The organism is Paenibacillus sp. 1781tsa1, assembly GCF_024159265.1.
Lineage (GTDB): Bacteria > Bacillota > Bacilli > Paenibacillales > Paenibacillaceae > Paenibacillus.
Map to the genome: position 1 here is coordinate 2,986,953 of NZ_JAMYWY010000001.1, position 25,180 is coordinate 3,012,132.

Below are 25,180 nucleotides of genomic sequence, written 5' to 3' on the forward strand. Positions count from 1 at the left end.
AGGCAAAGGGAACTTGTATGTATCATCAGGTTCCTTTGCCTTTTTGTATTGCTTTTCACCCGAAAAGATAATTTCAAAAGGAATAATACGTCAGCGCATATTGCATCAGAAAAGTACGGATTTCTTCCCGACTCAATTTCGAGGAGCCATCATTTCGTTTCTCCAGGTTGAACAGCAGATTACGGACAGCATCCTCCACAAACAGGACACGTTCGTTTCCCCAGATTTCTCGTTGTTGCTCGATATGATGTATGGCCTGATTGGGATGCATGCCTTTTAATACTCTGAACACCGAAGCCCAGTGTACAAGATCTGTAGGATGAACTCCTTCAGATAGTTTAAATTCAGCGAATCCATGTGTCTCCCCGCATGAGATCTTGAATAATCCACAGTAGCAGGTTGCTTGATCGGTCTCAAGGCATGGCAATCTCTGCATATCGTATCGGATAATCTCCATAGAACTGATTCTAGGATCAGCACTCATCTCTCGCTGTATGCGCACATCACAACTTGCAAACACACCGTTCAACCTCCATAGCTAAATAAGCTTATTGTTATCGTTGTCCTGCCGATGATATTACGATCAAACGAGCATGAAGTAAAATAATCCAAGGGTGAAATATGGATGTTTTTAAGACTTTTTTGCTTTGAATCTATGTATGTAAACGATTAACAAGAGGTATATCTGCGATTATGGCCCGCTTAATCCGGTTTCTATAACTGCTTATGATTAATCGAGAAATATGGAGAATTACAGAGTAAAGAGTGGATTATACAAGATATGAACAGGATTACGGTCTGGAATCAATCAGAAAAGTGCAGAATCGGATACTGCTCAATTGCAGAAAGATGGATAGAGGACTATGATTCGCACATAACGTATTTGAAACGAAATATGCAGGATCTGATTGAAGGCGAGGTAGACAGCAATGGATGAGGCAATGATTGTTGTATCAGCAGGGCACAGTGCAGCGGGGATGAATTTCGTGGATGTATTATTGAAAAAGGGGTTAGCCTTCGTTGTGCTTGTACACAGTGAAGAGGAACGGGAACAACTTCTAACACTTGGGAGAGTTCCTGTGCGTTATATTCAAATAACGGAAGGAATACAACAGACTCGTCCCGAATATATGGTCTCCAATGCATTTGTGTTCGAGAATAATCTGCCTCAGTGTTGCGAGGATATCCAGTTGTGTCACAGCTGGTATCCGCAACAGCTTTATGTCGTTTCCAGTAACAAGGCTCCAGTTGGTCTTGTATATAAGGGCCTTGGTGCAACGTATGTCATTCATAGCCAGAGTGGGGATGTTTCATTTTTATTATGAACGGTCATTCATAATGGATACGGAAAATCTGAGTCAAAGGAAAAACGTTCTGTCCGAGCCGATTGCTCTGGACAGAACGTTTCGTGATTCCGATGGGAAATAGATTGAGTTAGGAATCCCTATAACTATTATGAAGCTACGCCAACAACACTGGTTCCATTTTTCGTGATTTTGTAGGTAATCACATCTCCATTCCAGAAGTGGAACTTGAGGGTGACTTCGCCATCCTTCGTTTCATTAAAGAAGTTAGGTTTTAGCTCGATCACATGACGTTCGTAATCTGGGCTGAATGTGTAGGAGAACTCTTTGAAGGAAGTCCAGTTCTGTGGACCGGCGTTCTCCCCGTTTGCATATGTCGCTTCCATCGTTGCCAGTTGGTTGCCATTAAACGTAGTTGGAATGGCAAATGCACTGGTTGTACCAGTCGCATCGTTTAACTTAGGTGTGTCATATTTAATGATGTTAAAATTCCAGTCGGTACCTTCGTTGAATCCTGCTGTGAGTGTGGCATTTACACCTAAATCACCAGAGGCTGTCAATTTGGTTAACAGATTGGACTTTAACGTAAGTACATCTTTTCTGATCGTATAGTCCTTACCTCTGACAAGTGGGGTAGTGCCATTCTTCAAAGAATTGAATTTGTTGCCATTCAGATTAAGTTTTACTTTTTTATCTTGAATGGCTTCATCTTGTTTAAAATATACGAGGTCCGTTTCAGCTGTGGATGAGCGACCTGTCCAGCTTGCTTTCATCGTATCGAATAGTTCCTGATCAGACCAAGTAAAACTTGTGCGTCCGAAGTGTTGTCCGTTGTCCCACAACATCGTTGTCATCTGTTTTTGACGCAGATATTGTCCAACAAATTCGAAGAATTTCAGTTTTTCGCCTTGCTCAATGACACCTGTGTGCTGATCAAACCCAAGCAAGCCATACTCACCAACAATAACCGGAATGCCTTTGGCTGTAAAAGCATTGTATACCCGATCGAATGTGTCGGTAACGTCCTTCTGTACTTCCTCGTTATATTTGGTGTAACCTGCGATGTTCACACTGAATGGCCAGAACCCGTAGTAGTGAACGGTTGCTATAATATTGGTGTCATTCAATTTTCGAATGGTCTTATTCAGTTCATCCAGATCAGGTTGAGCGGAAGAGGTATGCATCGTCGGAAGCACAAGCGGACGTGTCTCGTTGTTTCCACCCGAAGTTCTTACGATCTTGTGAAAAGAAGTATTCAACTCGTCCAGCATGCGATATCCAATCGCTGCATCCGTTGTGCCGCCTTCGGAGAAACGAGGTTCGTTAACACTTTCGAACATGAGCTTGTCGGATGCATCTTTGAACTTGTCCGCAATCTGAGTCCAAGCTGCGTTGTACCGTGCAAGCACGTTGTCATGGTCTTTCTCCATGTAACTGATCCAGCGCCAGGAGTCATGGTGAAGATTGATCATGACATAGAGATCGGCATCGAGGGCCCAGTTCACTACTTCTTGAACCCGATTCATGTAAGCGGCATCAATTGTATAGTCGGGTGCGTCACCGATGTGAGCTTCCCAGGTAACAGGAATACGAATACTGTTGTAACCCTCACTTGCGATCGATTGAATCATTTCCTTCGTAATACGAGGGTTGCCCCAGGCTGTCTCATCCTCACCAACGGCATCCAGAGAGTTACCTAGATTCCAGCCAGGCTCCATGGCGTTCACGTATGCCTGCATTTTGCTTGGCGCGGCTGAGGTACTGGTCTGTTCACTGTTGTCTGTTGCAGCGGAAGCGACAGCCGAAGAGAAAAGAGACAGAATCATGGCAGTTACGAGTGTAAGAGAGAGGACGGATTTACGGTTTTTTTTCATCAACATAATCTCCTTATCAGTTAGAATGGTTGAACTTGAATAGAAGTTAAGCAACTGTGAAAATGGAGCTCAACTCAAACCAAATCATGACTTGTTCAAAAATGGGACCACCACCGAATTATGTATTGAAAGCGTTTTCGGAATTTAATATATCATGATTATATATAGGGGGATACCTGCACAATTGAAATAAAACTCATGTGATAATTAGTGATTTGGTTTAGCTAGTAGATTGTGTAAAGATAATGATTTTATTTGGAATTGTGATGATATAATTGATTCTAACAATAATTAGATTCATATACCCTTGGAGGAATGTAAAATGAAGCTGGATGCACATCAACATTTCTGGGAATACAATATCGCCGAGTATGGATGGATTGGGGAAGAGATGAAAGCCATTCGTCAGTCTTTTCTCCCAAAAGATCTGGAACCTATATTAGCACAATCGGGGATGGACGGATGCATTGCAGTGCAAGCGAGACAATCACTGACAGAAACTGAGTGGCTTCTGGAACTGGCAGACCAATACGAGTTTATCAAAGGTGTGGTCGGATGGGTGGATCTTTGTTCGGATGATGTTCGAAATCAACTTGAACTGCTCGCGTCCAATCCGGTTCTGAAGGGTGTGCGTCATGTCATACAGGATGAACCTGATCTTCAGTATGTATTGAGAGAAGACTTTCAGCGCGGGATTTCATTGCTCAAAGAGTATGATTTGGCCTATGATCTGTTGGTATCCAAGGAGCAACTGTCTTATGCCGTTGAACTGGTTAAGGCGTTTCCTGAACAACGATTTGTACTTGATCATCTGGCCAAACCTGACATCAAATCAGGTATACTCTCACCATGGCAAGAAGCACTTGAGTCATTGGCCGCCCAACCAAATGCATACTGCAAACTTTCGGGAATAGTGACTGAAGCAGATTGGGAAAATTGGACTCCGAGTGACTTTACATCCTATCTGAACATCGCCATAGAAGCCTTTGGTGCTGAACGGTTAATGTTTGGGTCCGATTGGCCAGTGAGCAACCTTGCGGCTTCGTATTCTGATGTATACGGTCTCATTAAGTCTCACATTCATTCCTTATCTGTGTCAGATCAACAGATGATTCTTGGCGGGACGTGTGCTGCGTTTTATCAAATATCGTAATGGGCATTTCCTCGTTAAACCGGTTTCAAGAAGTTGACAACCGTTCTGATTCTTGCTAAAGTTTTATCCAATCCGCATAATTGTGATCTGGGAATGTTACCGATATGGGCATAACCTGAGCTGGCTTGTTTACACGTAATCGTGTACCCAGGCTGGTTCGGGTTTTTTCTATTTAAGTTGAACAAATAATGTGTAATTGTGCAGTTCAACTTAAATAATTTGTCTTATTAATATTTCTAACGATTTGAGCGGATAGCTGAACTACATATTTGGAAGGAGAATGATGATGACTAATTTTGAGTTTCCTAAAGATTTTCTATGGGGTGGAGCCATTGCTGCGAATCAGGCGGAGGGCGCGTATCTGGAAGATGGCAAAGGACTGAGCATCGTTGACTTGCTGCCAACAGGAGAGAGCCGCAGAAGCATTATGAAAGGTCATGTTCCGGCTTTTACGCCGCTCGCTACCGAGTTCTATCCTTCACATGAAGCAATCGATTTTTATCACCGTTACCCTGAAGACATTGCTCTGTTTGCAGAAATGGGATTCAAGGCGCTGCGTGTGTCCATTGCCTGGGCACGGATTTTCCCGACAGGAGAAGATGAACAGCCGAATGAAGCAGGATTGCAATTTTACGATAACCTGTTTGATGAATTATTGAAAAACGGCATTGAACCTGTCGTTACACTAGCTCACTTCGATGTACCTGTACACCTGATCGAGAAGTATGGTAGCTGGAGAAGTCGTGAACTGGTAACGTTATTCGAGACGTACGCTATAACAGTGTTCACACGGTACAAAGACAAGGTGAAATACTGGATGACATTTAACGAGATCAACATGTTGCTTCATCTTCCGTTCCTTGGGGCGGGACTGGCGTTCAATGAAGGGGATAACATCAAGGAAATTCAATATCAGGCTGCTCACCACCAATTGGTTGCAAGTGCACTGGCAGTCAAAGCATGTCATGAGATTATCCCTGGTGCCATGATTGGTTGTATGCTTGCGGCAGGAAGCTTCTATCCGTATACCTGTAATCCGGAAGATGTGTTCCAGGGTATGGAAAAAGATAGAGAGTCCTATTTCTTCATCGATGTGCAGTCACGTGGGGAATATCCGGGTTACGCTAAACGTTTCTTCAAGGACCACGAATTGAACATCGTTATGCAGCCGGAAGATGCAGAAATCTTGAAGGATCATACGGTAGATTATATCGGGTTCAGCTACTATTCAAGTCGTACAACCAGTACCGATCCGGAAGTTGTCAAAAATATGACCAGTGGCAATGTATTTGGCTCGGTAGCCAATCCATATCTGGCGAAGTCCGAATGGGGATGGACAATTGATCCCAAAGGATTCCGTATTACCGCCAATCAACTACATGACCGTTATCAGAAACCGCTGTTTGTCGTTGAGAATGGATTTGGTGCCAATGATGTGGTTACCCCGGAAGGTGAAGTGGATGATGCGTACCGGATTGATTACTTGAAACGACATGTAGCCGAAATGGGTGAGGCCATTCAGGATGGGGTCAACATCATCGGTTACACCAGTTGGGGACCTATTGATATTGTAAGTGCATCCTCAGGTGAGATGAGAAAACGTTATGGCTACATTTATGTGGATCGTGATAATGAAGGTCATGGTGAACTGACACGACTGAAGAAGAAGAGTTTTGATTGGTATAAAAATGTAATCGAATCGAACGGGACAGATCTGGGCGACGAGTAGTTTATATTTTTCTGAATTAAAATGGTCTTGTACGGCAATAAAACATCGGAAGTTTCATCTATATAAATTGAAATAAACATTTACACAAAACGGAGAGGACAGAAAAAGTTGGAGAAGCGAAGCTAAAAGCTTTCAATGGAAAGCTCCTTCGTAAGCATGAACTCGCCTTTATCACCGGATTTTCCCTTCTAAAAAAGGAAATCGAAAAATCTGGGGATAACAGCGATCAAAAGGTTGTTCTGTCATCGGAGTAGCTAGTGTAAATATTCTCTAGTTCAATTTATATAACTATGGGACTTCCGATTGCCCCCGCATTGAAAGCGTTGACATATGGTCAGGTTCGCGCTATACTTGACGCAATTATATCGTTTCTGGGATTGTTACTACTCAAAGTAGGCAAAACCTAAGCACCAAAAAAAGCAGACCACCATGTCTTGTTTATTTTGTGATGCTTCAGGTTTTTTTTGTATGCCCCAAGACGATGTATAACTGCCAAGAGAGTGGAACGTGACGGGGGGATTGAAGTGAAAATAGCAAAGGTTATCAATAATAACGTCATTAGCATTTATCAGGCCGATGGAGCAGAGCTTGTGGTGATGGGACGTGGGATTGCCTTTAAGAAAAAGCCGGGGGATAAAGTAGACGAGACCCGCATCCAGAAAGTATTTGCATTGAAAAACAAACAGACATCCGATAATTTCAAAATGCTGCTGCGTGAAGTTCCGATGGAATTGATTGAAATTGTGGAAGAGATTATCACGTATGCGCGTGAGAATCTGGGCCGAAAGCTCAATGAGAACATCTATGTGTCTCTTACGGACCATATTAACTTCGCAATCGAACGTTATCGGGAAGGCGTGGAGATCAAGAACGCATTAATGTGGGAGATCAAACAGTTGTACAAGCCCGAATTTGAGCTGGGTCTGAGGACGCTGGAACAGATCAACACCCGCATGAATATTGAGCTTCCACCCGACGAAGCTGCTTTTATCGCCCTTCATATTGTCAACGCAGAGATGAATGAAGAAGTCATTACAACGATGAACATTACGAAGTTTATCCAGCAAATTATTAATATAGCGAAATATCATTTCAAAATGGAATTTGATGAGGACTCTCTCAGTTATTTTCGCTTCATTACACATTTGAAGTTCTTCTCTCAGCGTGTGCTCAGTGGTACGCATTACGACAACAATTATGATCATTTCTATGACATGATTAAGGAGAAGCATCCTGATGCCGCGGCGTGTACGGAGAAAATTGAGTTGTTTGTCAAAAAAGAGTACAACCATGAGCTGACCAATGAAGAAAAATTGTATCTGACGGTTCATATTGAACGAGTGGTTAATCGATAATATTTAAATGTTGACAAAAATGGTTTAATTATAATAATATGTGATTAACAGGAATTGAATACGATTTAACTGGGATTGTTACTGGTTATGCAGGCAAAACCTAAGTCATGAGAAGGTCAGGACCATTGTGCCCCCTTACTCAAGGCTTAGGTTTTTTGTGTGCAAAAAAATCGGTAAGAGGCCTGTTTGAGAAAAAGTGGGGGTGCAGATTATGAGTCACGAGAAACTGGCCAAAGAGATTGTAGAACTGGTCGGCGGTGAGAAGAATGTGGAATCGCTTGTTCATTGTGCAACACGGTTACGATTTGTATTGAAGGATGATGCCAAGGCAGACAAAACCAAACTGGAGAAAATCGAAGGCATCATTGCAGTCAAAGAAAATGGAGGACAGTTCCAGGTTGTTGTTGGTAACAAGGTACCTGAAGTCTATAGTGCCATTGGACAGATCAGTAACATTCTGGATGATTCGTCAAACAAAGAAAAACCGAGCAAAAAAGCCAAGGGGCTTGGCGGTATCATTGATATCATTTCCAGCATTTTTGCTCCACTTCTGGGTGTTATGGCGGGAGCCGGTATTCTAAAAGGGTTATTGTTGATCGCAAGCAATATCGGATGGCTGGAAACGACAGAAACAACATATACGATCCTGTATGCAGCAGCAGATAGTCTCTTCTACTTCCTGCCTCTGTTGTTAGCGGTTACAACAGCGCGTAAATTCCAGGGTAATATGTTTGTAGCGATGACGATTGCGGGAGCACTGATCTATCCATCCATCGTCACGTTGAAAGCAGAGGGAACACCAACGGATTTCTTCGGTATCCCCGTCATTCTGATGAACTATTCATCGACGGTCATTCCTATCATTTTAGCTGTCATTGTCATGAGCAAATTGGAAAAGCTCTTTAATAAAACACTTCACGATAGCGTGAAAAACTTTGTTACACCATTATTTTTGCTAGTCATTATGGTACCGCTGACACTGTTGGTATTCGGACCATTTGGCGTATACGTTGGTAATGGAATTGCAGCAGGACTCGTTGCCGCATTTGGATTCAGCCCATTGCTCGCTGGAGCTGTTATGGGTGCAAGCTGGCAGCTACTCGTTATCTTCGGAATACACTGGGGTCTTATTCCAGTATTTATCAACAACGTTGCAGTGTATGGACAGGATGGTGTTAAACCGGCTGCGACAGCTTCGATCTTTGCACAAACGGGTGCAGCTTTTGGGGTTATGTTGAAAACCAAGAACAAAAAGCTGAAAACGCTGGCTGGATCATCCACGTTGACCGCATTATTCGGTATTACGGAACCCGCTATCTATGGGGTAACATTACCACTGAAACGTCCATTCATTGCAGGAGTTATCGGTGGTGCAGTTGGTGGAGCTATCATTGGACAAGCGGGCACATTGGCATTCGCGTCTGGCGCACCAGGGTTGCTGACCTTGCCAATCTTCTACGGACCAGGTGGACAAGGTTTCCCAGGATTGATTCTGGGTATCGTAGTATCATTTGTTGTTTCGGCCGTACTGACGTACATCATGGGCTTTAAAGATCCGGTTGAAGAAGAAGAAACAAAATCCGATTCTACGTCATCTGCTCAGCAACCTGCCCGTACAATGAATGCTTCAGACGAAGAAGTATTTAGCCCAATTCAGGGAACGATTGTGGAATTGTCGGAAGTTCCAGATCCGGCATTTGCATCAGGAGCAATGGGTAAAGGGATTGCGATTGAGCCAGCTGTGGGCAGAGTGGTAGCGCCTTTTGACGGTACAGTTACCGTTGCATTCAAGAAAAAACATGCCTTGGCTGTAGTATCAGACACCGGTGCTGAAATTTTGGTTCACGTGGGTGTTGATACTGTTAAATTGGATGGGCAGCATTTTGTCTCTCATATCAAGGAAGGGGACAGGGTCCAAGCGGGAGATCTGTTGCTTGAGTTCGATATTGCACAGATTAAGGCTGCTGGGTACCACACCGTAACGCCGATTATAGTCACGAATTCCGCCAACTACGAGGAAGTCATTCCGCAGGCTACAGGTCAGGTTGATAGCCAGGAACTTCTATTGAAGTTGAACAGTGGAAAGGGAGAGTAATAAAATAGAATCAATACAAATTCAATGAATTAGAGTTTTGTTGGTTCCGTTGACATGGTGGAATTGGAAAATTATAATTAGAAATGTACTTCTATTACATGATAATGAAAGGTGGATTATTGAACATGACACACGCGATGAGATTGCGTTTCCTTCCTTTGAATCGGTAATTGAATACGTTCAAAGGCTCTGACGGTTCGTTCAGAGTAAGCGGGACCAGTCTGTCATTTTCAATCATCCTGACCTTATATACATGGTTTAACTTGTTTTCCCGTTTACATTGAATCACAGGCCTTGGCCTGTGATTTTTTGTTTTACTTATTATTAGTTTGATCAGACATGATGTTCAGTTGAGACTACAGGAGGTACAACGCTATGATGACATTACTGTTCTATTGATACGAGCTGGCACGATAAGCTCGTATCGATAGAAGTGTGCTTCGCTATCGATACGAAATAAATCTTATTTCGGAGGTAGCGAATATGGAAAAGATATGTTTTGAATTAGAGCAGGTTGAGATGACCTTTATGGATAAAGCAGTATTGAGCATTGAGCGACTGGTCGTGCATCAACTGGATCGCATCGGTATAGTGGGTGGTAATGGTCAGGGTAAAAGTACGTTGTTGAAACTCATTGCGGGACAGATCCAGCCGACAGCCGGAAAAGTAAAACGTTACGCAGAGTTTGGTTATTTGGAACAAGTGGAACCTCCCCAGCCTAACGAAAATCTGGAAGTTGACGGCGCTTTACTCAGCAAATTAGCGGTGCCTCAACATGATAAGACATGGAGTGGAGGAGAACAAACCCGTCTTAAACTGGCTCAGATGTTCACTCATCACCACGAAGTATTGTTGCTGGATGAACCAACAACCCATCTGGACCAAGAGGGCATTACATTTTTACTGGATGAATTGCGTTATTACTATGGGGCAATCGTGTTGATCAGTCATGATCGTGCGGTTCTGGATGAGCTGGTAACCACGATCTGGGAAATTCATCAGGGGGAGGTTCACGTATATTCCGGCAACTATAGCGACTATCAGGCACAGAAAAGGCAGGAGCGTGAACAGCAGAACCAGGCCCACGAACAATTTTCGAAGGAGAAAAGAAGATTGGAACTGGCCGCCCGGGAGAAAATGAAGAAAGCCGAGAAAATAACACAGGCCGGAAGCATGTCCAAAAAAGAATCCAAGGCCAAAGCAAATCGTATGTTTGAGACGAAATCCAAAGGTACCAGTCAAAAAGCAGTGCATCGTGCTGCTAAAGCGATTGAACAACGAATGCAACAACTTCAAGAGGTGAGTGCGGTACAGCAGGATCGGCCAATTATCTTCCGTCAGCCGAAGACATTGGAGCTGCACAACCGATTTCCAATTATGGCAGATCGCCTTACGCTTGAGGTGGGAGGAAACATATTGTTGCAGGATGTAAGTTTTCAAATTCCACTAAAACAAAAAATAGCGATAACCGGAGCCAATGGCAGCGGTAAAAGCACATTGCTTAACCATGTTTTCCATGCTGGAGATCAGATCACGATGTCTCCAAAAGCAAAGCTTGGTTATTTTCAGCAAATGAGTTATCGTTTCACGACGAAAGAGACGGTATTACAATTCCTGAAAAATCGTTCGGAATATGAGGAATCGGAACTAAGAAGTGCATTGCACGCAATGCAGTTTACAGGGAATGACTTGCTCAAGAGTGTTGGGACATTAAGTGGAGGGGAAGCGATTCGTCTTCAATTATGTCATTTGTTTCTTGGACAATATAACATTCTATTGTTGGATGAGCCGACGAATTTTCTGGATATGCATGCATTGGAAGCGTTGGAGCGTTTTATCAAGGCGTATGAAGGAACGATTCTTTATGTATCTCATGATCAGAGGTTTATTGAACATACAGCGGATCAACAATTTCAGATTACAGAGCGTCAATTAATTCAGGTGAATATATAATAAATCTATAGAAGAAGAGAAGTAACGAAAACCGCCAAAGTGATTTTGGCGGTTTTGTTGTTTTCAAAGATAGACAGATTAAATACTTCATATAGCTTCGGTTAGGACTCCGCTTTTACAACTGTTGAATGCATGTTACCTGTGAGACGTTGAGGTGGGAAAACCATGCGAACTGGTGCGATGATGATCGTGGCAAATACAGCTTTGATCAGATCCCCAATAATGTAAGGATAAAATCCTTGAATCATAGCCTCAGGCAGGTCCATTTTGTAAGCATAAGCAAGCCAAGGGACACCCGATACATATACGAGTAGTGAACCAAATAGTTCGAATATAATAAAAGCGAGAATAAATCCTGTGATACCTTTGATGTTGATACGTGCAAGGAGCAGTCCGATCAATAATGCGGAGATTGGCCACATCATCACATACCCTCCGGTAGGCCCAAGAAGCACGGCTAGCCCTCCGGTCCCGTGAAGTAAAGGGAAACCAAGAGCAGTAAGCAAAACAACCATCGTAACGCTTAGGAAACCATATAGTGGGCCAAGCAATCCTCCAGCCAACATGACAGCCAAGGTTTGTAATGTTATCGGTACAGGGGAGAATCCAATAGGAATGCTTATGTAACCAAAAAGTACTAATATTGCGGCCATAAGTGCGCTGAATACAATGCCTCGTAAAGATAATTTCATGTTTGAACAATCCTCTCCATTTTGGTAATATGATTGTTAACCAAGTTAATAAATGTGGTTAACGATTAGGATCTTACCACATAGAAATAGAAAGGGAAAGGGCTAATTTAAAATGCAAGACAACCTGCCTATCATTACATTAGAAGATGTCCGAGTGCATTATGCTTCCGAAGATGGTCAAGTGAGGAAAGCGCTGGATGGTGTCTCCTTTACGCTTCATCAAGGAGAATGGATTAGTATTGTTGGTGCGAATGGCAGTGGGAAAAGTACGCTTGCCGGGCTACTCATCGGATTCATTCCACTATCGGGAGGGGTGCGGAACATCTCAGATGAACTTACCGTTCGAGGGGTATTGCAGCAACCGGATGCACAGGTATTGGGGGACACGATTGAAGAGGAATTTCATTATGCATTGTCACCATTCATGAATACTGTAGAAGAACAATCGGAGCAAAGGAAGGACGCATTACATACCGTAGGACTTCAATATCCCCCGGATATGGCCATCTCACAGTTATCTGGTGGACAGAAACAACTGCTTAATATTGCCGTAGCGCTCGCGGCCAAACCAGACGTATTGATTCTGGATGAGCCAACAGCCATGCTTGATCCCGGAGCAAGAGACCGCATTGAGGCCACCGTTCAGAAGATCACCCAGCGAGGGACAACGGTAATCTGGATTACGCATCATCTGGAAGAAGCAACCTTGTGTGATCGAATTATTGCTATTGACCGAGGGCGTTGTGTGTACGACGGGAAACCTGAATCCTTTTTCTATGAAACAGAGACGAATGAGAAGACTATTCTGAAAAAAGTGCAGCTATCTCCCTGTGAACGATTAGGGCTGGACCCTCCGTTCTCTGTAAAGACTGCGTTATTGCTCAAGCAAAAAGGCATGAGGCTAGAAGCCATGCCACTAAGGCCCGAACAATTGGCTAAGGAGGTCGCAAGTTGGAGATCGAATTAACCAATATACGCATAGAAGGATCGGAATCGAGCAAACGTGCACTGCTTGAAGATATAAATATTCAGTTGAACAGTGGGGAAATCACGTTGCTGCTGGGCTGTACGGGTTCAGGAAAAACGACTTTACTACAGACGCTGGCTGGCCTGAAACCTCCAGATGCAGGCAGTATTACGATAGATCGCATGCCTTTCTGGAAAGAAGGAAAAGTGAAACAGTCGATTTTATTGCAAATGGGTCTGGTATTTCAATTTCCGGAACAACAACTGTTTGCCCGAAATATTCAGCGAGAATTCATATATTCCCTGCGTCCTTATCGACTCTCCGAGAGCCAGCAACAAGAGCAGATTACGAAAGCAGTGAACCAATGGGACCCGCCAGTATCTCCGGCGTTGGAACGACGTTTTCATCTGGACAGGTCGCCATTTGCTCTAAGTGGGGGAGAGAAGCGCAGACTAGGTCTTGCTCTTGGCATTGCGACTAACCCACACTGGCTGTTGCTGGATGAGCCGAGCGCCGGATTGGAAGCGCAAAGTGTCGGGCTTTTGCTGGATGCATTGGAGCAACATCGTCAGACAGGTGGTGGGTGCGTGGTAGCAACCCATGATCTGGATACATTTTTGCCTTGTGCGGATCGGGTATTGTTATTGCAGGAAGGTCGCCTAATAGGCGATCTTACGCCGCGAGAACTTCACGATAGGCCTGAATTGCTGGAGCAGACAGTTATCGGGCTGCCACCTTCGATGCGATTAGCACAGCAGATGAGGGCTGCGGGTCTTGATCTGCCTTTTACCGGGATGACGCCAGAAGAGATGGCTGAAAGTATAATTCAGTCTACGTTCGTTGAGGTGGAAGTTCACAACGAATCAAAAGCGGCATTGGGAGCAGCAATTACGGTGACAGAGAGTGACGATGTGATTGAGAATATAGAAGGGGCCAATCCAAAGCTTCTTCCAAACACTTTGACTCATTCAGGTGGACTATATGGCGTGATGGACCCGCGTCTGAAATGGATTTTGTATATTTTGCTTGTCACCGCAGCGATGCTGCAACAGCGCTGGTTGGGATTAACGTTAACACTGGTGCCGGTCGTGGCCGCGCTTGCTGTGCTTCCGCGTCAGACTTTAGCTGGTTGTATGAAGTTAATGAAGCCACTGTTATTTTTTTTCATCATATCAACGGCGCTATCTGGAACAACCCTTTCAACAGAGGGAGGAGGTCTGCACTTTGGCTTTTCCCTGATGCAGGCAGAGGGCACTTTGCTGAATGTGTATCGTTTGTTTATCGTCACGTTGGCAAGTTTATGGTTTTCACTGACGACGCCTTATGGGCGAATGGTAGAAGGACTGAACTGGGTACTCGGGATCGGTAAAAAGATCAGACTGCCCGTAGCTTCGTTTGCTCTTGCTGTATCGTTAATCTTTCGATTTATCCCGATGATCTGGAGTGAATGGCAGCGTTTCTCACTGATCGTACGGGCACGTGGAAAGGTCGCTTTAAGACCAAATACCGTGCGGATTCGTGACTTGGGTCCGATGGTGATTCCCTTGTTAATGGCGCTGTTCCAACGTGCAGAGGATATGACCATTGCGATGGAAATGCGTAAAGTTAGAGAACATTCTATGCTTGGCGCACGTTCTTCGTTATTGGTATGGTCCAAGCGTGATACCTGGATTAGCATGGCTGGCCTCATTGGTTTTGTACTATTATTATGGATTCGCTAATTGTGATGGATTACAATCATAAACGCAGTGTTTTCCAAAGATCATGCATAAATGCATGTGACCTTGCTCACAATAAGTGTGCGTGGATCATCTGGAAGCGGATCAGGAGGGACGAACGATGAAAGATAAGTTTTTGCGTGAAGAACGACAAGAATATACCGATGTGTCTACGGTGGAGTCGCAGCGAAACGATATCACTCTTGAAGAATTCCCGGAGGGTCCTTACGGTTCATCTCTGTTATCCGAGTCTCTAGGGAAAAGTTCTCCGTGGCGGGTGGATCAAAGGTCTGCACATCGTTTTGATTACGAAAATCATGAGCTTCACGAGGGAGAAGTACGGGATTATCCGGGTCAGGATGTTTTTGACGAAACGGTTCCGGATAATGTGTCCAAACCTCAATACACGGAAGAATCGTAATGTGATATGGATATAAAATAGAGCGCAGCCTCCGATGGGTTTTGTCCTGTTCGGGGGCTGTTTTCGTTTGTGCTTAAATAAAACAAATCTCCTCCAATTCCACATTATGGGTTATTATATTCTATATAAACAAGGTAAGGAGACTGTTCATGGAGCAAGACTATATTAAGTATGTGAGGTCATTTGTTGGTAATTCCAAAGTGATCATGGTGGTTTCAGGAGCAATCGTCTTCGATAAGGCTGGAAGAATCCTATTGCAGAAACGGTCGGATAATGGATTCTGGGGATTTCCCGGTGGTTTTATGGAGCTGGGAGAAAGCGTCGAGGAGACAGCCAAGAGAGAAGTTTACGAAGAAACTGGTCTAATACTGAACTCCTTGGATTTATTCTCGATATATTCTGGGCCCCAGTACGAAGTGGTTTATGATAATGGAGATGAAGTTGCATTAGTGCAGGTGATGTTTAAAAGCAAAGATTTTTCTGGAACTATAAAAGAAAGTGAAGAATCCATAGAAACAAGATTTTTTGATATACATTCTATACCAGAACATTTTTTATCTACGCATAAGCAAATTATAGAAGATCTAAAAAGCCGTAAGATGAATTTTAAAGTTGGAGATTAAATAATCCAGGGGGCGGCGAAATGAGAGAGATCGATTATAGTCAATATTTCTGGCAGGATGATAAGGTCAGATTGCGTGCTATACGTGAGGAAGATTGGGAAGATCATTATTATAACCGATTTGATACACCTGCTCGTCGGTTATTGGAGTGTGCAGTAGAGTTACCGCCAACCCATGTCGAAGCGAAGAATTTCACGGAAAACTTCTCTGATTTTTCTTTAGCCAAAGGACGGATCATGTTTACCATTGTAAATATGGATGGTGAGAATGTCGGAGGTGTGAACCTGAACAGCATTGATGAAAGGAACGGTACCTTTAGCATTGGCATTCAAATTGACAGGGATCATCGAGGAAAAGGATACGGAACCAGATCTGTTCGAATCTTGCTGAACTATGCCTTCTTTGAGCGAAGGCTCAATAAATTTAATGATTATGTACTCCAAGGAAATGAACCTTCCGCAGCGATGATGAGAAAACTTGGATGTGTTCAGGAAGGTGTGCGCCGCCAGGTGATCTATATGGATGGAAAATACCAGGATCTGATCCTCTTTGGATTAACCAAAGATGAGTTTATGGCAAAAGAAGGGCTTGTTTGACTCCTAGGGTGCTTGAAGTCTGCCAATGTTCGGTTGGATAAATGGTAATATACATTAAGTTGAAGGTGAAAGTATATTCTAATGATATCAAAATCAGAGGTGATCGTGTGGATAGAGCGATACCCGATCCGACATGGAAAAGGTTAGGTTTTGCTGAACGGCCTGATTTTCATACTTCTGGTCTGGGTGTGGGGATTGTAATTATCGATTCAATTAAACCACATCATCTCGTAAATCACTTAAATACACGAATTAAATGTGTTACCGTAAATGAAAATATGACTGTCACTATGCGAGACATTTCATCTATGAACAGGGAGGAGGATAATCGGAAAGGTGACCATGGCCTTATGAGTGTACTAGCTTTGGCCCATCAACCGATTCTATTAGAGGGACAGATTCATGTCGGGATTGCACCAGCAGCAACATTTATCGTTTTAGATCATGGGGCATTTACAACTGGAGAAGGAGAACGTCTGAAAAAAGGAATGGAATGGATTCTTGAACATGGGCTCGAGTGGAATATAAAAATTATTTTAAGCACTGGTTGGCAGGCATTAGATAATGAAGTTTATCTTAAAAATACGAGTGAAAACTCAACGGTTAAAGCATTGTCGACAGCTGTACAACAGGGCATTTTGGTTATTTGTTCGAATGGGAATACACGTTTAAATAACATCATGCCTCCAATACAATATTTAGCAGTAGGGGGCTACGTGGATCGTGGAAAGGCTGATCGTTCATTACATGTTCCTTTCCCTGACGAACCTTATGGCAGAAATGGAGATGGTCATTTTAGGCCAGATATATTAGCGCCCAGACTACACCTTACAATTCCCTCTTATGAAACTGAAGATTCGGTCAGCGCGTATCTTTTTATGGTGGGACCTCTGGAGCGGCTGCGCTTGTTGCTGGTGTTGCGGCCCATTTGTTCTCCCAATTTCCGAGTTTAAGTTCCGGGATGCTGAGAGATTTATTAGTCGAGCATGGAGAACCACTTGAGAGTGGTGATAACCTGGCTCCTCGAATTAACGTTAAGAATGCAATTCGTTATATGAACAGGGCAGATAAGCCAAGGTACATAACAAAAACTTTACCAATGATACGTATAAAAAATCAAAATCTCTATAGCACAATTCATTCAATGGATGATATCGAAAGAGCGCTCTCTTTAACAGTTTTAGTGGAGAGGGGCGGATTATCACGTGAAGAGTTGTGGAGCTTCACTAAGGATTCATCCGCTATTGTTCGTAAAATTGCAGTATCGACCCTCGGCGAACCGATGAACGAACGAGAGCGAAAGTTGTATTGGGTGTATCTAATGAATGAAACAGAAGGGGGAGTGCGTGGATGGTATATGCATGGATTATTGCAAAATGCTCCAAAGGAGGAAATACATAATTGGATAAATTGGTCAACAGATATAAACTGGTCGGTTCGATGGTGTGTTAGCGAATATTTGGCTCAATATCCAGAGTATTTTCCCCATCTGGAAAAAACCCAAGATCCTGACGCTATACATATCAAGGCATTGCCTTTAAGACAATGGTACACGGCACTATTTCTATAATGATGTAACGTAAATCAGTATGTGGAGGTAACCTTATGAAACAAACCATTTTAAGTGATGAATTAATCATTGATTGCAAGGATATTTATTTGCGCGAGTATCGACTCGAGGATTTGGAGAAACTGCAAGAAATTACGTGGCAACCTGAGGTGTATGAATTCTTACCGGGATGGAACGCTACAATGGAAGAGAGGACCCTGTGGCTCACCGAATATGAAATTCCTGAGAATCAGCGTTTTAAACAAGCTGTGATGGCGGGAGGCAATATTGGAGAGTTATATTTACGTATGGCTATCGTACTTAAAGAGAATGATGAGTTCATAGGATGGTGCTGCTCAGGGATCAAGGACGAACTGCCAGCACCCAATCGGGAGATTATGTACGGTATTTCGAAACACTTCAGGAATCGTGGCTATACAACGCAGGCAGTAAAAGGGATGACACAGTATTTGTTTGAACATACAAACGTTGAAATATTAAATGCCATCGCTTTGATTACCAATCAAGCATCCAATAAGGTGATACAGAAATGTAACTTTGAACGGTTAAATTTGATCGAGATCGAGGATGAACCCTATATCCATTATCAACTGTGTAAGCGCGAAGGTCTTTTTTGATTGAACTTTTTTATCCTCTTGAAAATCGCTATAGGTTAAACACTTCAGATCAGGTTAGACAGTTATTGCTGGCTGCCTGATCTTTTTCTTTCATTTAATCTATAGGACAAGATTATGTTAAAAATTTTCTCCTCGATAATAGCGCTCCAGTTTGTTATCCAAATGAACAAGCTGCGCTTTTTTCTCCTCGATATCATTCAGCAACTTTTGCTTTTGATCCTCAATCAGCTTGGTTCTTTCCTTCAGGGTGGAGGTTCCTTCATTGACCTGATCATAATACTTTTTGATGTCTTCCACACTCATCCCCGTTTCACGAAGGCATTTGATAAAAACCAGCCAGTTCAGATCATCCTCCAAATAAAGACGGTTATTCTGCTCATTTCGTGCAGCAGGTTTCAAGAGTCCCTTTCTTTCATAAAAGCGGATCGCTCCAATTGAAATCTCAACTTTTTTCGCTACTTCTCCAATCGTTAACATGTTAATCCCCCTTTTTATAAAAATAATTTGACCTACACTAAGTGTAGCATAGTAACTTAAACATTGTTAAATATAAATCAAATTATGGAAAGAAGGATTTGCATGAAAAAGACTGTCTTTGTAACCGGAGCAAATAAAGGAATTGGATATGAAATCGTAAAACAGTTGGGTGAAGCAGGTTGGAAAGTTATCCTTGGCGCACGTAGTGTTGAACGGGGTGAAAGAGCTGTTTCCGAGTTAACTTCCAGGGGATTAGACGTAGAATTTGTACAGATCGACATGTGCGACTCGAAGAGCATTGAGCAGGCAGCCGATACGATTCAGAAGACTTATCCTGCAATAAACCTTTTGATCAATAACGCGGGTATGCCGGGTGCTTTCTCTCATTCCTTCACGGATACAAAAGAGGAAGATCTGCGGAACGCCTTTGAAGTGAACTTTTTCGGTACCTTCCGTTTGAATCAGCGATTGTTCCCGTTAATCAAAGACAATGAAGGCACAATTATTAATGTATCAACCGACATGGCTTCTCTGGACCATATGCAAAATGCGGAATTTACTTTAAATGCCTTCGACTATAACTCATCCAAAACGGCCAACAGTGCCATGACACTTTCGATGGCTTATGAAGTCAAAAACAGCAGGGCGCAAGTCTTTGCGGTAACGCCCGGATTCACATCAACAGATCTTAATGGCAATGCCGAAGGCGGTAAATCAAAAGAAGCCGGCGCTGCGATTATCGTGCGTTATGCGACGGATGGCAAACGCCATAACGGAGAATTCCTAGATGATAATGGCGTGTACCCTTGGTAATCCACCGTTGCCAAAAGCAGTAATAGATCGGGATGAATTTTAGAGAATGTCTTCAAACTCAAACTGAGGGTAAGCTATACGATGATGGGTACCAAGGTCTCAAAAGCCTTGAGGTCCAAGATAGCTGATCCTGGCTAATTTTAGTGAATGCCTAGACGATTTTCTAACGAACACAGAACGTCTTATTCGGCCTCTAGGTACGCTTCTTAAATTGTAAGGAACATCAGACACGCTATTTTCCGAAATCCCCTGAGAAAAACGCAGTAAACGGTTGTTTATTCTAATATAACGTGGCTCAGGTTCATTAGATCTCTGTGGACGCTCCAAATGCTTGAATAAGACGTCTCAGATTCGTTAGCCTGAAAGTGCGAAAGCCTGAGACCAATTGAGCTACTACTTACTCTGCACTCTATCAATCGGATCGGATACAAAAAGAATCCCCCTTTCATTCCTTAACCGAAATGAGAGGGGGATTCTTCATGCAGTGAAGAACCTGAATTAAACTGGAAGAAAAGCAGCGTTTGGTGAGCTTGACTAGGAGCTTGCGTAATGATCAAGTAGATTTTAACTAGAGCTGCTAATAGCGAACTTATAGCTTACGTAGAACCGAAGCTCAGCCTAGACATCAGCCTTATACAGCGGCATCAAAATCATAAATTCAGTTCCCACGCCTACCTGACTTCGTACTGTAATTTTCCCACCATACGACTCTACAATCGTGCGGGTAATGGCTAGACCGAGACCTGCGCCACCTTGTTTGCGCGAACGAGAACTGCTTGTGCGGTAAAATCGCTCAAAGATATGGGGCAGATGTGCATGTTCAATGCCTGTCCCGTTATCCTTTACTGACAATTCAGCCTTATGGTGCGTGGCATACAACGTGATGGAGATGGCTCCATGCTCTGGATCGGTGTGCTGCACCGCATTATGGAACAGATTCAGCACAACCTGTTTCAGCTTATAAGGGTCAGCCAGTACATGGACCGCTGCCGTCAGGTCGAGATGAATGGACCTCAACTGAGCCATCATGGCAAGTTGTGGTTGCATTTCGAGCAGCAGACTGTCCAGCTGAATGATCTCACGCTCCTGCTTCGGAGCCTGATCCAACTTGGTCAGGAGCAGTAAATCTTCAACCAGTTTGTTAATACGTACGGATTCGCCGTGCATGCTGTCCAGTGCTTTATACAATTGATCCTGATTGGTCGCTGCACCCCGCTGTAGAACTTCAATGAAGCCATGAATGGAGGTAAGCGGGGTACGAAGCTCATGGGAAGCATCGGACAAGAAACGCTGCATCTGCTCTTTTGATTCCCGTTCCGCTTCAAACGAGTTCTCCAACCTTTCAAGCATGCCATTAAATGAAACGGCGAGCTGATCCACTTCCTCTTGTCCCTGAACGATGGGAAGGCGTTCTGCGAGACTGCCTGCATCGATCTGCTGTACTTTATTCACCATATTGGAGAGGGGAACCAGCGTCCGGCGTAATACCTTGGTGTATAGAATAAGCCCGGCTACCATGGCTAAGAGCGATAACATGATGAAGATCAGAAGCTGTTTGATAATCAAGTCTCTCAGAGGTTTCGTAGCTGTACCCATCTGGACCATGGGTAAGCCTCGATTGCGTGGACCTGGTGAGGCGAATACAATCAATTGCTCATTCCCTTGGCTATCCGTTACGATTCGGTAGGGGATATGTTTTTGTTCTTTCAACTCCTCTGTAATGTCTTGATATTCAACGCTTGATAGATGAGGAGCTTTCAGACCGTCTTCCCCAAAAACATCCTCGAACGTACCTCGATTATCAAACAGCGCCAGTGAACGGTCCGGAATAAATAGCACCCGATTGCCAGACCCGTTTCCTGTCTGTCCACCAAAAGGATTGTTGGAAGAGCCACTACGTGACTGAATTCCGAGCCAAACCGGGGGCATGGACATGAGCTGTTCTTCCATGGTTTTTGCCTGATTCCGATAGAGAAAGCTTTCCATGATCCAGAATTGCAGGATACCGATTAACAATAGTAGCCCAGCAAGCACGAACAGAGAACGTGAGAGCAATTGAGAACGCAGTGAACGAGGCCAGATCCATTGGTGAAGACGTCTTAAACGAAATTTATTTTTATTAGGCAGCGAGTTCATTAGAGATCCACCCTGTACCCGACACCCCTAAGCGTGCGAATGAGTTTATGTTCTTTATCCCCGAGTTTGTCGCGCAAGGAGCGAACGTATACCTCCACAATATTTTCTTCCCCGCCAAAATCATACCCCCACACCCGGCTTAGAATGGTCGCTTTGCTAAGTACAATCCCATGATTAAGCACAATAAATTTTAACAGTTCGTATTCGGTAGGAGATAGCTCCAGGACCTGATTCTGATAGGTGATTTCTTTGCGTTGATCATCAATTCGGAAGGGACCGTGGGTGACGGCTCCTATTAATAAAGGAAATTGATTGCGCAGTCTGGCCTGAATCCGAGCGAGCAGCTCGTCGAAGGCAAAGGGTTTGATCATGTAATCGTCAGCACCTAGCCAAAGGCCCTTAACCCGATTCTCGACTTCGTCCTTCGCTGTCAGCATAATAACGCCAACCTGAGTTCCGGTCTTACGCAGACGTTCGACCACTTCGAATCCATCCATCTCTGGCATCATGACATCCAGAATAGCCATATGTGGCTTGAATTCAAGCGCCAATTCAAGCGCAGCCGCTCCATCCGGCGCGGTGCGCACATCGAAGCCCTCATTGCTTAATCCAAGCTCTAGAAATTGCAAAATATGCGGTTCATCATCAGCCAATAATATTTTAATTCCACTGCTAAGCTTCATAATGCGGGGTTCCTCCTTGCTTGCTTCCATCTTAGTTCTCCCTCAAATGAGAAGGACTGTATGTTGTATTATCGCTTGCCAAACTGAAATTTAGCTGAAAGGATTGTGAATTATCCTCAGACAACATTCAGCGGGTACTCATCCCAGTTTTATTTTGGCATGTCACAATATTAGACATGAAGAACTTTGAAGGAGTGATTAACATTGAATAACACCAAAAGAAGGATGGATCTTGTCCTTCTGCCGATTGTATTACTGGCGGCGTTTCTGAATGGGTACGGTATCTGGAACGATCAATATGCCAATTCCTACTATACGACTGCCGTTGGTAGTATGCTCAGCAACTTCCATAACTTTTTCTATGCTTCACTAGACTCGGCAGGCTCGGTCACTGTAGATAAACCACCTGTTGTCTTCTGGATTCAGACGGCCTTTGCTTATGTCTTCGGATTGCACGGATGGAGCGTTATTTTGCCGCAAGTATTAGCGGGAATCGGTTCGGTGCTCCTGATCTATTTCATGGTTAAACCTACATATGGTCTCGCAGCAGCACGAATCTCGGCACTTGCGATGGCGACTGTGCCTGTTGTGGCGGCAGTCAGCCGGACCAACAATATTGACAGCATGCTGGTGTTTACACTACTGCTGGGTTCATGGTTTTTGTTCAAAGGCAGCAAACAAGGCAGCGCTTGGCGCATTCTCGTTGCCTTTGGGTTAATAGGCATAGCCTTTAATATGAAAATGCTTCAAGCTTACATGATTCTCCCGGCTTTTTACTTGTTCTATCTGCTTGCATTTCAGGCGAAATGGAGAAGGAAGATCATGCTGCTGATCGGCAGCACAGCAGTTCTGGTGGTCGTTTCCTTATCCTGGGCGGTCACTGTGGATTCCATACCCGAAGACCAAAGACCTTATATCGGCAGCAGTGAAACGAACTCGGTCATGGAACTCGCCTTTGGATACAATGGTCTGGCTCGCCTAACGGGCCAGCAGAATACGGCAGGTAACGCAGGTATGCCAAATGGGATTGGACAGGGAAATAATCGTGGCAATCGAGCAGGCTTGTCTTCAGGTCCTAATCAGACGGGTAGTGGTGTTCCTGAGGCAGGCCAAGATGTCGATGCACCGGATAACGATAATATGAATGGTTCGAACGGTACAAACGCCATGGGCGGCATGAATAGGCCGAATGGTAATTTCCCGAACGGACAGATGCCAAATGATATAGAAATGCCAAACGGAAGAAATTTTGGCGGTAATGGTGGCGGAGGCATGTTTGGTACGGGGGAGAAAGGTCCTCTGCGTCTGTTCCAGACTGAACTTTCAGGTCAAGCTAGCTGGCTTATGCCAGTTGTATTGTTTGGTTGCATTGCCATATTTGCAGGGTTAAGACGGAGAAATATAACCAGTAAGCACAAGGAGGCCTTGTTCTGGCTGGCCTGGCTGCTTCCCGTTGCTGCCTTTTTCAGTGTGGCAGGGTTCTTCCATCAATATTATCTGATTATGCTTGCACCTCCACTTGCTGCGCTGACTGGCGCAGGATTTGTAGCGATGTGGAAGTCATATCGTGATCGCGTTGGATGGCAGGCATGGTTGCTTCCGGTGTCCGTGCTGCTGACGACTCTGTTCGGCTGGTATATCATGCAGGTGTATAACGATACGATTGGTGCAGGCTGGTCCATTAGTGAATTAATCGCAGGCATTCTGGTCACGGTCATCCTGGTCGTTATGCTTCATCGTACACATCGATGGAAACAAGGCTTCATTATCGCGGGATTCATGGTGATGCTGATTGGTCCAATCTACTGGGCATTCACCCCAATTACTTATGGTGGCAACAGCATGATTCCGGCAGCGGGACCTACTGGTTCCAATGGCATGTTTGGTGGAGCAGGAATGGGCATGCCGATGGGGAACGGTGCAGGAGATACAGAAATGCCTTCAAGGGGTGGTCGTGGCGGAATGGGCAGCCGTAACGAAGAAGTGGATACAGCCACACTGAATTATCTGAAAGAACACAATACAGGCGAAACGTATCTCTTCGCCACTACGGACTACAATCAGGCAGCACCTTATATCATCGATGAGAAAGCAGCAGTGATCACGCTTGGAGGTTTCTCCGGATCAGACCCGGTGTACACAACAGAGGAACTTGAGCAACTCATCAAGAGCGGGCAAGTGAAATATTTCATGGTTGGTGGCATGGGTGGTCGCGGAGGAAACTCAGAAATTACCGATTGGATCAAAGAGCATGGAACCGAGATTCCAACGTCAGAATGGAAGACAGGCACGGACAGCGGATCTATGGATAACAGAGACACGGAGAATGAAGCTGGACTCGGATTTGGATTCGGGTTCGGATTTAGCGGACAGACCACCTTGTACGAAGTGAAATTGTAAACTT

At 44.1% G+C, this 25,180-nt stretch carries 21 protein-coding genes and 1 pseudogene; 16 read left to right on the forward strand and 6 right to left on the reverse strand.

What is annotated here, in order from left to right; genetic code table 11:
* Positions 1 to 73 precede the first annotated feature (73 nt).
* Entirely contained in the window at positions 74 to 520 is a 447-nt protein-coding gene (locus NKT06_RS13390) for a hypothetical protein (RefSeq protein WP_253434880.1), read from the reverse strand.
* Positions 521 to 929: 409 nt separating this feature from the next.
* Between NKT06_RS13390 and NKT06_RS13395 the strand changes: the two genes are divergently transcribed.
* Positions 930 to 1,325 carry a hypothetical protein gene (locus NKT06_RS13395; protein ID WP_253434885.1) on the forward strand — a complete coding sequence of 132 codons (396 nt, stop codon included), beginning with the start codon at positions 930 to 932 and terminating at the stop codon, positions 1,323 to 1,325.
* Between the two features lie 128 nt (positions 1,326 to 1,453).
* Here the strand turns inward: NKT06_RS13395 and NKT06_RS13400 are convergent, their stop codons facing one another.
* Positions 1,454 to 3,181, reverse strand: a complete 1,728-nt coding sequence (locus tag NKT06_RS13400; RefSeq protein WP_253442534.1) for a cellulase family glycosylhydrolase — start codon at positions 3,179 to 3,181, stop codon at positions 1,454 to 1,456.
* A 319-nt stretch (positions 3,182 to 3,500) separates the two neighbouring features.
* Between NKT06_RS13400 and NKT06_RS13405 the strand changes: the two genes are divergently transcribed.
* From NKT06_RS13405 to NKT06_RS13425, 5 genes are all read left to right on the forward strand, one after another.
* Positions 3,501 to 4,331, forward strand: coding sequence for an amidohydrolase family protein (locus NKT06_RS13405; protein ID WP_253434888.1), 831 nt, complete (start codon positions 3,501 to 3,503; stop codon positions 4,329 to 4,331).
* 286 nt (positions 4,332 to 4,617) lie between these two features.
* Positions 4,618 to 6,060 carry a 6-phospho-beta-glucosidase gene (locus tag NKT06_RS13410; RefSeq protein ID WP_253442535.1) on the forward strand — a complete coding sequence of 481 codons (1,443 nt, stop codon included), beginning with the start codon at positions 4,618 to 4,620 and terminating at the stop codon, positions 6,058 to 6,060.
* A 524-nt stretch (positions 6,061 to 6,584) separates the two neighbouring features.
* Positions 6,585 to 7,415 carry a BglG family transcription antiterminator LicT gene (gene licT / locus NKT06_RS13415; RefSeq protein ID WP_215075086.1) on the forward strand — a complete coding sequence of 277 codons (831 nt, stop codon included), beginning with the start codon at positions 6,585 to 6,587 and terminating at the stop codon, positions 7,413 to 7,415.
* A gap of 211 nt (positions 7,416 to 7,626) precedes the next feature.
* On the forward strand, positions 7,627 to 9,510 hold the full coding sequence (locus NKT06_RS13420; protein WP_253434892.1) for a beta-glucoside-specific PTS transporter subunit IIABC: 1,884 nt from the start codon (positions 7,627 to 7,629) through the stop codon (positions 9,508 to 9,510).
* A gap of 483 nt (positions 9,511 to 9,993) precedes the next feature.
* Positions 9,994 to 11,463, forward strand: coding sequence for an Msr family ABC-F type ribosomal protection protein (locus tag NKT06_RS13425; RefSeq protein ID WP_253434895.1), 1,470 nt, complete (start codon positions 9,994 to 9,996; stop codon positions 11,461 to 11,463).
* 101 nt (positions 11,464 to 11,564) lie between these two features.
* Here the strand turns inward: NKT06_RS13425 and NKT06_RS13430 are convergent, their stop codons facing one another.
* Positions 11,565 to 12,155 carry a biotin transporter BioY gene (locus NKT06_RS13430; RefSeq protein WP_253434898.1) on the reverse strand — a complete coding sequence of 197 codons (591 nt, stop codon included), beginning with the start codon at positions 12,153 to 12,155 and terminating at the stop codon, positions 11,565 to 11,567.
* Between the two features lie 112 nt (positions 12,156 to 12,267).
* Between NKT06_RS13430 and NKT06_RS13435 the strand changes: the two genes are divergently transcribed.
* From NKT06_RS13435 to NKT06_RS13470, 8 genes and pseudogenes are all read left to right on the forward strand, one after another.
* Positions 12,268 to 13,122 (forward strand): ATP-binding cassette domain-containing protein, encoded by an 855-nt coding sequence (locus NKT06_RS13435; RefSeq protein WP_253434901.1) that lies wholly within the window; start codon positions 12,268 to 12,270, stop codon positions 13,120 to 13,122.
* Entirely contained in the window at positions 13,107 to 14,843 is a 1,737-nt protein-coding gene (locus tag NKT06_RS13440; RefSeq protein ID WP_253434904.1) for an ATP-binding cassette domain-containing protein, read from the forward strand. The genes NKT06_RS13435 and NKT06_RS13440 overlap by 16 nt, the downstream gene beginning before the upstream one ends.
* Positions 14,844 to 14,961: 118 nt before the next feature.
* A complete protein-coding gene (locus tag NKT06_RS13445; RefSeq protein ID WP_017688728.1) occupies positions 14,962 to 15,261 on the forward strand; it encodes a hypothetical protein in 300 nt (99 codons plus the stop codon).
* 149 nt (positions 15,262 to 15,410) lie between these two features.
* Entirely contained in the window at positions 15,411 to 15,884 is a 474-nt protein-coding gene (locus NKT06_RS13450) for an NUDIX hydrolase (RefSeq protein WP_253434907.1), read from the forward strand.
* A gap of 20 nt (positions 15,885 to 15,904) precedes the next feature.
* Positions 15,905 to 16,480, forward strand: coding sequence for a GNAT family N-acetyltransferase (locus NKT06_RS13455; protein ID WP_253434910.1), 576 nt, complete (start codon positions 15,905 to 15,907; stop codon positions 16,478 to 16,480).
* A gap of 278 nt (positions 16,481 to 16,758) precedes the next feature.
* Positions 16,759 to 17,187 (forward strand): annotated as a pseudogene (locus NKT06_RS31900) (hypothetical protein); the annotation flags it as partial.
* 254 nt (positions 17,188 to 17,441) lie between these two features.
* The gene (locus tag NKT06_RS13465; RefSeq protein ID WP_253434915.1) at positions 17,442 to 18,050 is read left to right on the forward strand and encodes a hypothetical protein; all 609 of its coding nucleotides are present in this window, start codon (positions 17,442 to 17,444) and stop codon (positions 18,048 to 18,050) included.
* A gap of 35 nt (positions 18,051 to 18,085) precedes the next feature.
* Complete coding sequence (locus tag NKT06_RS13470; protein WP_253434918.1) at positions 18,086 to 18,667, forward strand: GNAT family N-acetyltransferase; 582 nt, start codon at positions 18,086 to 18,088, stop codon at positions 18,665 to 18,667.
* A 117-nt stretch (positions 18,668 to 18,784) separates the two neighbouring features.
* On the opposite strand, the gene NKT06_RS13475 is transcribed toward NKT06_RS13470, so the two are convergent.
* A complete protein-coding gene (locus NKT06_RS13475) occupies positions 18,785 to 19,144 on the reverse strand; it encodes a MerR family transcriptional regulator (protein ID WP_091016682.1) in 360 nt (119 codons plus the stop codon).
* 102 nt (positions 19,145 to 19,246) lie between these two features.
* On the opposite strand from NKT06_RS13475, the gene NKT06_RS13480 reads away from it, so the two are divergent.
* Positions 19,247 to 19,957, forward strand: a complete 711-nt coding sequence (locus NKT06_RS13480; protein ID WP_253434921.1) for an SDR family NAD(P)-dependent oxidoreductase — start codon at positions 19,247 to 19,249, stop codon at positions 19,955 to 19,957.
* Between the two features lie 618 nt (positions 19,958 to 20,575).
* Here NKT06_RS13480 and NKT06_RS13485 read toward each other — a convergent pair.
* Complete coding sequence (locus tag NKT06_RS13485) at positions 20,576 to 22,093, reverse strand: sensor histidine kinase (protein ID WP_253434924.1); 1,518 nt, start codon at positions 22,091 to 22,093, stop codon at positions 20,576 to 20,578.
* Positions 22,093 to 22,776: a response regulator transcription factor gene (locus tag NKT06_RS13490; RefSeq protein ID WP_253442536.1), complete on the reverse strand. Its 684-nt coding sequence runs from the start codon at positions 22,774 to 22,776 to the stop codon at positions 22,093 to 22,095. The genes NKT06_RS13485 and NKT06_RS13490 overlap by 1 nt, the downstream gene beginning before the upstream one ends.
* Before the next feature lie 225 nt (positions 22,777 to 23,001).
* On the opposite strand from NKT06_RS13490, the gene NKT06_RS13495 reads away from it, so the two are divergent.
* Positions 23,002 to 25,176 carry an ArnT family glycosyltransferase gene (locus NKT06_RS13495; protein WP_253442537.1) on the forward strand — a complete coding sequence of 725 codons (2,175 nt, stop codon included), beginning with the start codon at positions 23,002 to 23,004 and terminating at the stop codon, positions 25,174 to 25,176.
* Positions 25,177 to 25,180 lie beyond the last annotated feature (4 nt).